The 8,973-nt window shown below is 51.8% G+C and carries 4 protein-coding genes; all 4 read right to left on the minus strand.

The window, feature by feature from the left end:
• A partial coding sequence (locus tag IT781_RS20930) for a PAS domain-containing sensor histidine kinase (protein ID WP_194972116.1) occupies positions 1-1,282 on the minus strand: 1,282 nt, incomplete at its 3' end.
• Between the two features lie 14 nt (positions 1,283-1,296).
• Complete coding sequence (locus IT781_RS20935) at positions 1,297-1,998, minus strand: response regulator (RefSeq protein WP_194972117.1); 702 nt, start codon at positions 1,996-1,998, stop codon at positions 1,297-1,299.
• A gap of 110 nt (positions 1,999-2,108) precedes the next feature.
• Complete coding sequence (locus IT781_RS20940) at positions 2,109-7,247, minus strand: AAA family ATPase (protein WP_194972118.1); 5,139 nt, start codon at positions 7,245-7,247, stop codon at positions 2,109-2,111.
• A 641-nt stretch (positions 7,248-7,888) separates the two neighbouring features.
• The gene (locus tag IT781_RS20945; protein WP_194972119.1) at positions 7,889-8,215 is read right to left on the minus strand and encodes a transposase; all 327 of its coding nucleotides are present in this window, start codon (positions 8,213-8,215) and stop codon (positions 7,889-7,891) included.
• Positions 8,216-8,973 lie beyond the last annotated feature (758 nt).

The following is an 8,973-nucleotide window of genomic DNA, read 5'->3' on the forward strand; positions in this document are numbered from 1 at the left end:
GCGCAAGCCCAATGCCCAAACCGCCCTCGGCGCGGTCGATGGTGCGGTCCACCTGATAGAACAGTTGAAACAGGCCTGACAGCGCTGAGGGATCGATACCCCGGCCGTTGTCACGGACGCGGATGAAGATTTCATCGCCCGCTGGCTCAACGGCCAGATTGATGCGGCCGCCTTCATCGGTGTACTTGGCGGCATTGTTGAGCAGGTTCGACACGACTTGCGACAATCGGACCAGATCGCCTTCGACATAGACCGGTTCAGGCGGCAGCTGTACTGTGAATTCATGACGGCGGGCATCGATCAGCGGCTGGCTGGTTTCCACCGCCCGCTGCACAATGGCCGATACCTCGAGCGGTTCCTTCTTGAGTTCGATCTTGTTGCGGCTGATGCGCGAGACATCCAGCAGGTCGTCCACCAGCCGGACCAGGTGTTCGACTTGGCGACCGATGATGTCGCGGCACCAGGTCAGCCGTGTTTCGTCCAGACCGGAGCGTTTCATGATCTGCACGGCGTTGCTGATCGGCGCCAGCGGATTGCGCAGTTCGTGGGCCAGCATGGCCAGGAATTCGTCCTTGCGCTGATCGGCTTCGAGCAGGGCGGCCTCAGCCTGTTTGCGCTCGGAAATATCGCGGCTCACGGTGGCGATACCCACTGGCTCACCGTTGCAGTCTTTGATGAAGAATACATTGTAGATCATCCAGATGGGCGCGCCGGTCTTGAAATGACGAAATCTGATTTCGACATCAGCATGACCCTCGCGCAGGACGCGCGGGAAAAATTCCTCAAGGATGTAGCCCTGATCTTCGGGGAAGAAAAACTCCTGAATTGGCGTTCGAATGCACTGCTCCAGGCTATCGAGACCGATCAGGCGCATGCCGGCTTCGTTGATATAGAATGGATTGAAATTCATGTCGAACATGCCGATGAACTCCATGCTGTTGTCGGCCAGCGAAACAAACTTTTGCCGTTCCAGCTCCATGTGCTTGCGTTCGGTAATGTCGCGCAAGGCGATGACATAGCCCGGCTGTCCCTCCCATTCCAGCGGCGAGGAACGCATTTCTGCCCAGGCGAGTCCGTCCGGCCGGATCAGATTAATGTCCTGATAGCTGTCGTTATCAGGATTGAGCGGAATCGCCAACGATTGGCCGATTATCGGACTGCGCGCCAGCAGGGTTTCGGCGGCTTGGTTGGCATAGAGTACGACACCCTGGCTATTTACAACCAAAACACCATCGGTGATAGTGTCCAGTATCAGGTCAAGCTTGAAAGAGTGAGCGGCCATAGTCGAACAGTTTCTTAAACGATGATGGTTTGTACGCCAATTCCTTTAGCTTCGGTGGTAATGGCCGCGATGATTGACGGCACCCTCGACAAGTCTCCGAGCAGTTTCAGCACGGGCTCAGGCATATCGCGCACCAGCATGGGCGTAGCAAATACGTCTTTTTCAAGCGCTTTCTCCGGCATGCCCAGTACTTCAACTACGTTTAAAACCCAATGGCCGGGATCGTAAAGGTTGGCGAGCGCGGCCGTAATCTGCTCGACCAGTCGGCGGGTTTCGCTGTTCAAGGATACCACATACAGGGTTAGAACAAGTTTATGCTGCGTTGCGCGCCGTTCTAACCGGGGTGCGGCAATACGGGCGATCTGGGCAATATTGCGGATTTGTGTGGACGACAGCGGCTTGCTGGCCAGTTCGAATTTATAGCCTTCCTCATGTATATCTTTCAGCTGCTCCATATATTCGTTAGAAAAGGCAGTGACAATATAAATGTTCAGCGTTTCATCGATGGTCTTCAGCCGGCGCAAGGTTTCCACGCCATCGATGCCGGGCATGCGCAGGTCGAGAAAGATCAAGTCGGGACGTTCGACGAGAGCCATTTCAATGCCTTGCAAACCGTCCTCAGCCTCCCGGACCGAGAAATTGTCTTCTTCCAGAATCAGTTTGAAAGCGCCGCGTACTGCGGGGTCATCGTCTATTACCAGAATTTTATTTAACATATATTTTTGTCTCTTGTTTATAGAAATTTAAATGCTCGAGCGCTGAGAAATTCTAGCCGTAAATGGCAGTCTCAGTATCCACAAGTTATGTGTAAGGGAAAGTTAAACGCTCAAACATGAGGAAATCGAAGTCGCATGCAACAGCCGTGTCCATGTGAACTCTCCACCTGTATGTTGCCCCCAACATCCTGAACCAGGCGGCGTATGACCGACAAGCCCAGGCCGGTACCTTTTCCGGGAGGCTTGGTAGTAAAAAACGGATCAAAAATCTTCGTTTGCACATCCTGCGGGATGCCCTGGCCGTTATCGGCCACGCTCAGTTCCAGCATGTCTTCCATGCGCCTGATTGTGATGTTGATCAGCGGCTGGTGGCTATCAGCCAGCGCGTCGCGGGCATTAATGAGCAGGTTGACCAGAATCTGCTGCAGGCTATCGGCACAGCAATGGATGGACGGCAGATCGTCGGCGGCGTCGATTTCTACCTTTATACTTTTCTTGTTCAGTTCGCCTTCCAGCAGCAACAAACTTTGCCTGACCACCTCAGTAATCTGGCAGGTGCCGCTTGGGGTTGATCTGTTATGAACAAAGACCAGCATGTTGCTGACAATCTTCTTGATGCGGTGAATCTGCTGCAGCGCCTGATCGAGAATTTCCTTTGATTTTTTATCAGCGCTTCTATCTGCGGCGAATTCGACAAAATTCATGACTCCCATCAGCGGATTGTTGATCTCATGCGCGACACCGCCGACCAGAGTTCCCAATGCCGAGAGTTTTTCCATCTGCAGCATATGCTCCTGGTTTTCCTGAAGCTTTGTGTAGGCGAGTCGGGTTTGTTCCAGGAGGCGGGCGTTTTCCAGGGAAATTGCAGCCTGAGCGGTCAATAGCTCGGTCATATCGGTTTTTTCAGGGGTGAACACGCCTGTTGACAGTCGATTTTCCAGATAGAGCAGACCGATTAATTCGTTTTGTTTGATGATCGGCAGGCACAGAACCGAACGTAGCCTTAATGCCTGCACTTCCGGAGTATCCTGAAACTCGCCTTCAGCCATCGCATCATGCAATAACACTTTTTTACGCGTGCGCAGCGCGTAATTGACGATGGCGCGGCTGATGCCGCTACGGGTCTTGTCAAGGCTGAGATACTGGCGATTAACGATGTGTTTTTTGCCGACATGGCTTTCCGCAGCGACCAGCAGTTCATCAGCTTCCCTGATCAGCAGGTAGCCGTGCTGAGCTCCCGAACTTTCCAGCACTACGGTCATGATTTTTTGCATGAGCAGATTAAGATCGACTTCCGCCGACAGAGCCAGCGCCGATTTCATGAGATAATTGATATCGAGGTTCGGCAGAGTAGCCGGCGCGTCAAACGCAACATTTTTTTCGAGACGAACTGTATTCTCGAGCTCGGTGTAAGTGTAAGGGTGGCGCTGCTGTAATAGGGCGCCTTTGCGATCGGCGCGGCACATACGGTACGCGCGCCGCGCTGCGCTGTAGTAAAGTTCGGCATCGCCGAGATTACCGGTTGTTACCACCTCGGCCAATGCTTCATATAGATGTCCGGTGAGCAGGCCGTAGTTTTGTGCCTGAGCGACCGCGATCGCATCCAAATACAAGTTGCGGGCGTCGCGCATCTGGTTTTGGGCGCGGGCCATCTCGGCGTAGACAAAGGCCAGAAAGGGTTTCAGCAACGGTCCGAGACGGGCCCAGGTTTCCAGTTCGGCCAGCAGCGGTGCGATTTCCGCTTCGAGCATAGGCCAGTCGGCGCCTTCCGGCCAGCGCAGGCGATTGACGATACGGAAGACATACCAGAGACGTTTCAGGACGTTATCGGTCAAGCCGTGCAGATAGCGTTCCACCATTTGCAAGGACACAGCCGCCGCCGCGTAATCGCCCAGATAATGCTGGGCGAAACCCAGCAGTGCAAAATAACTGCCGGAAGCGGCGACGTAATTATCGACTTCCCAACGCGCCAGCGTTTCGGTCATGTCCACCGGCTGGTAATCGGGTTTCATCGGCGCCACCCAACCGGCCAGCACGGCTTCGGCAAGACCGACCGAGAACGATAGCTGGTTCTTGCGGGAAAAATGCAGGCATTCCTCGGCGGCTTCTTCAATCAGGCGCAGATTTTTGCCCTGCACCTGCAAATTCCACATCAACGGTCCGTAGGACAGGCCGGCGTTATACAAGTCGCCGCAATTCTTGCCGCACTGTATGGCTTTGTGACTGTATTCGACGATTTCGGCCGGATGGCTGCGCGAGTGCATATTGCACCAGACAATGCCGTTCATGCCGCGGGTGGCGCCAAAAGTATTCGGATGTTTTTCGCACAGGTCGTGGGCCAGATCCTGGTAAAGAAAAGCCAGTTCGAACTTGCCCTGTTCGCCGAGGTTGAGGCCCATGATCGAAAACGAATAAATCACCGATTCATCCATGCCGCCATGCAGGCAATGCAGCGTCGATTGCGCCGCTGACAGGTACAGTTGCGGCACCAGGCCGGACATGTAGAGATCGGGGATCAGCTCACTGTAGAATGCCAGTTCGATCTTGCTTTTGCGGTCATGGGTAAAAGGCATATGCAGGATGGTTGTCCAGACATCGCCCTGCTGTTCGATTTCCGCCATCAAGTCCAGCATCCGCTGCCTGGCTATTTCGGGTTGTTCCGGAATTGACTTGTCGAAATAGGCAAGGCCGCGGTTGGCGGTGGCTATCGCCTTGTTGAAGTTGCCGAACGAAGACAATGACGTGGTCTGTTCGGCCAGGGCTTCGGCTTTATCCAGGTCGCTGACGGCGTGTTCGATCAGATAATTGATCAGCACTTCCGATTTTTCATAACGGCCGCACATCAGCTCAGTTTTGGCCAGGCGCTGATAAATACGGAAAGTCAGATCGTAAGCCTGCTGCCAGCAATTGGCCGGCAGATAGTCGTGGGCTTTCTGAAAAAAATCGTTGGCGGCGTCGCCGGCCAATGCATCCAGCGCCTTGTTGCCGGCATGGAAGTTGATATTGACCAGCCGGTAAGCCAGCTCGTGACCCATGTCCGCCGGACGGCCCAGATTGAGGTGAGCGGCTATAGTAAACAGGTTGTCAAGCGCTTCAAGATGGGTTCCTGCCGGCACCACTTGCAGCAACCGGTTGCCTATGCGCCAGTGGATGGCAGGCTTGGTCTGGGGATCGACCTGGCGCAGCACCGCTTCCTGAACCCGGTCGTGGACGAATTGCAGATCGGATTTGTTCTCCAGCAGCATCCCCAGATTCAATACCGGCTTCAAATCCTCGAAGAGTTGTTCGATGCGAATATCCAGCACCAGCGCCACATCTTCCGCACTGAAGCGGTTGCCCATGCAGGCGCAGTGGTCGAGAATGTGCAGGGTTTTGAGGGGCAGTTTGCCTACCTTGGAGCTGAACAGTTCCACCACCGAGGTTGGCATCTGCGTGTCGCGAATCCGCTTGATATCCCAATGCCAGTGATGTTCGTCATCGGTATTCAGCAATCCCTCGTTATACAGCCAGGCCAGGCTCTCACTGACGAACAGCGGGTTGCCTTCGGTGAGATGGGCGATAAATTCTGCCAGATTGGCCGTGGCTTCCAGTGAAGAATCGAGGATGTAAGCCACCATCTCGTGGCAGTTGGAGTCGGTGAGCGCCTCCACGCGAACTTCCGCGAACGGGCTGTTGTTTTCCTGAATCTTGCGGATCAGCTTGCTGAGCGGATGGCTGTTGTCGACTTCATTGTGCCGATAGGCGCCCATGAAAAACAGGAAGGGATGTTCATGATGATTGTCGAACAGGTTTTGTAAAAAATCGAAGGTTGCGCTGTCGCACCATTGCAGATCGTCGATGAACAGCACCAGCGGATTGTCTTCGCTGGCCAGACAGGCCAGAAAACGGCCGAACAGGTTATTGAAGCGGTTGCGGGCTTCCACGGGCGGCAGATGCGGCACTTCCGGCTGGCGGCCGATGATGAATTCCAGTTCCGGCAGCACATCGATGATGACGCCGCCGCTGTTTCCTACGACCTCGAGTATTCTGGTCCGCCATTGCTGAACCTGCATGTCGCTTTCGGTCAGAAAAATGCGCATCAGATTGCGCAGAGCCTGAATCAGTGAACTGTAGGGAATGTTTTTCTGATACTGGTCGAACTTGCCGGAGGTGAAGTAACCGCGATTTTTGACCAGCGGTTTTTGCAGTTCCTGAATCAGCCGGGTTTTGCCGATGCCGGACAGTCCGGAAATAAAGACCGAGCGAAATTTGCCGCTGATGACCTCATTGTATTGCTGTTGTATCAGCTGGCTTTCTGCCTGACGGCCCACCATTTTTGAAATAAAAATGACCCGGCGGCTGCGATCGTGCTGGCCTACCGCAAACGCCGATACGCTGCCCGTATCGGCGTATTCTTGCTTGCAACGGTTTAAATCGGCCAGCAGGCCTGAGGTGCTCTGGTAACGTTTCTCCGGCTGCTTGACGGTGAGCTTGGCGATAATATCGGCCAGAACCCGGGGGATCTGCGGCTTGAGCTGATTGACTTTAGGCGTTTCTTCGGCCAGATGCGAGTGAATCAGCTCCAGGGGGTCGCTGGAAAAAAACGGCAGCTGGCCGGTAAGCAATTCGTAAAATACGATTCCCAATGAATACAAATCGGTGGAAAAATCGACCCTGTAGTTGATGCGGCCGGTTTGTTCCGGTGAGGTGTAGGCCAGGGTATGGCGTACAAATTCCGGGTCGTAGATAAAATGGCTGACATCACGAATGTCCAGCGGCGTTATGAAATCGGTCAGCCGCAAGGTCAGCGTTCCGGGATGCAGCAGAATATTGTGGGGTTTGACGCCTCCGTGGGTAATGCCGGCATCGTGCACCGCTTGCAGCGTATCGGCTAATGAGCAGGCCAACGTAAAAAAACTGTTGAGATCGAGCCTGTCTTGCTTTTTTGCCCAATAGTTCAGGGGTTGTCCGGCAAACCAGGGCTGAACGATAAACTGCAGATCACCGTATGATTCCAGTGCAATCGGCGTACAAACACGCGGATCGTGAAGCACTTTCAGGCGTTCAATTTTCTGGCGCAAATACCGGGATTGGTCGTCCCAACTTGACAACTGCTTCAGCAGTTTAATGATCAACGGCTGGTCGGGGACGTATTTGTGATAGCCTTTGAACACTACTGCCTGCAAGCTTTCTCCCAGCTTTTCGCTAACAATGTAGTTGCCCAGTTTCGGCGCGTCCTGCAGTTGATTTTTTATCGTTATATCAATCATTTGCTGTTGTAAGTTGCGCGTATTTGGTATTAACGCCGATTGAATTTTAAGTCTTGCTTCGCCCCCAATTGCTATATGAAGTTCGCTATATTTCGCAAAGTAAGCCATTCGGCGCCCACAGGATGCAAGTACGCTGCTAATTTCATTACGAGCAACGATATTTTCTCATCCATAAAATTTGAACACATATCATCGTGTTGAATCCTCAGGATTTGAATCTGCTTCGTTTTTGCTTTGTTAATGATGGGTGACATGGCTTTTTTATCGAATTACTGCTGTGTTATGTCCTTAGTCAAAAAACAGAGGACCATAAATGCAATTATCAGGACTGAGAGTAAAACTGCGATATTAAGGCTGAAGATAAAATAAAAAAATAAGTATAACTACTTAGTAAGACCGCTTATAAAATTTACAGGGTTCGGTTTACCAGCCGGATTTATGGCTGTATCCGAATGGCGTTCATGGCTGTGAGACAGAATTGAGTACTGATCTGTAGGTAACGTCAAAAATGACGGGTAATAATATCTTTTTGTTTTAATTGATATATGTCAATTTTGCGGCAAAAATTTGTAGGTCTGGGGGGTAAGTACAGGACAAAAACCTCAAAGCCCAAAGAAAGTCATCAAATCGCAGGTAAAAACTCAGAAGACAACTGCGGATAAAGTCGAGTCCGTGTCGGAAGATAGACTCGAGAGGCCGCTGAAGGGTCTTTTAAAAAGGATGGGCTGGTGGCTGTCGAGTCGCTCGCCGGTATGATAGGTCCAGGCAAAGGCCAATGCGAGCAAGGCGAATAATTTGCTGAGCCTTTCGGGATCAACCAAATGGGTGTCTTCAAAGTTGAAGCCCCGGCTTTTCAGGCAGCCGAACAAGGTCTCGATTTCCCCGCGCCGGGCATAGGTTTCAATCGCCTGGGTTTGTGGTGCATCCGAGCTGGCGATGATCAGCCAGTCGCCATCGTCCAACCGCAAGGCCGACAAGGTGACAAAGCAACCCCAAACCGGACGGCGGCCTGACAGATGGTGCAGTTGCCCGGGTTTTAAGGAACCAAACAGCTGATCAGCTCGTTTTAGCTGGTTCCAGGCATTGGGAATGCGTGAGGCGTTGATGAAACGGAATGGCTTGTGCTTGCAGTCAAGCGAACCAGTCCTCGCCGACGAACTTGCGATCGGCTAATAAGGCGGCAATATATCACGTCGTTTATTGTCAGAGAAAGATTACTTAAGATGAATTGGGCTAAATTTAAAGTACGATAAGTATTTGTCTCGACTGTATTTCTGTTGTTCGGAGTATTATTTGTTAGTCTAGAATATACACCGTGATTTATAGCTCGAGCACTACATATGATTTTTATTCTTTTTCAATATTGATGTTGAAAGAATTGCAGTTTGTATTATTACAGTATTAACATAAAGATAAAATGAAATGATTTAGTGTCCGCCTAGAGCCTCTCTTTCTGCAATCTTAATCCAGAAGCCGTTAAAAAAGACCGTTTTCTCCCATTCTAGTTATGATGCGTCGCTCTTAAACGCCTACGGCACAGATTTGTTTGATAATTTGGTGCTAAGTACTGGATAAAAACTGCAATGCCCAAAGAAAGTCGTTAAATTACAGGGAAAGGTTTAGAAGATAACTGCGGAGAAAATCGAGTCGACAGCTTTCAACCCGGTCGTCACGATGATTTTGCTGTCTTTCATATCAGCCGTCTTCCTGATCTCCTGAATCAACT

Source organism: Methylobacter sp. BlB1 (genome assembly GCF_015476545.1).
Classification (GTDB): Bacteria; Pseudomonadota; Gammaproteobacteria; order Methylococcales; family Methylomonadaceae; genus Methylobacter.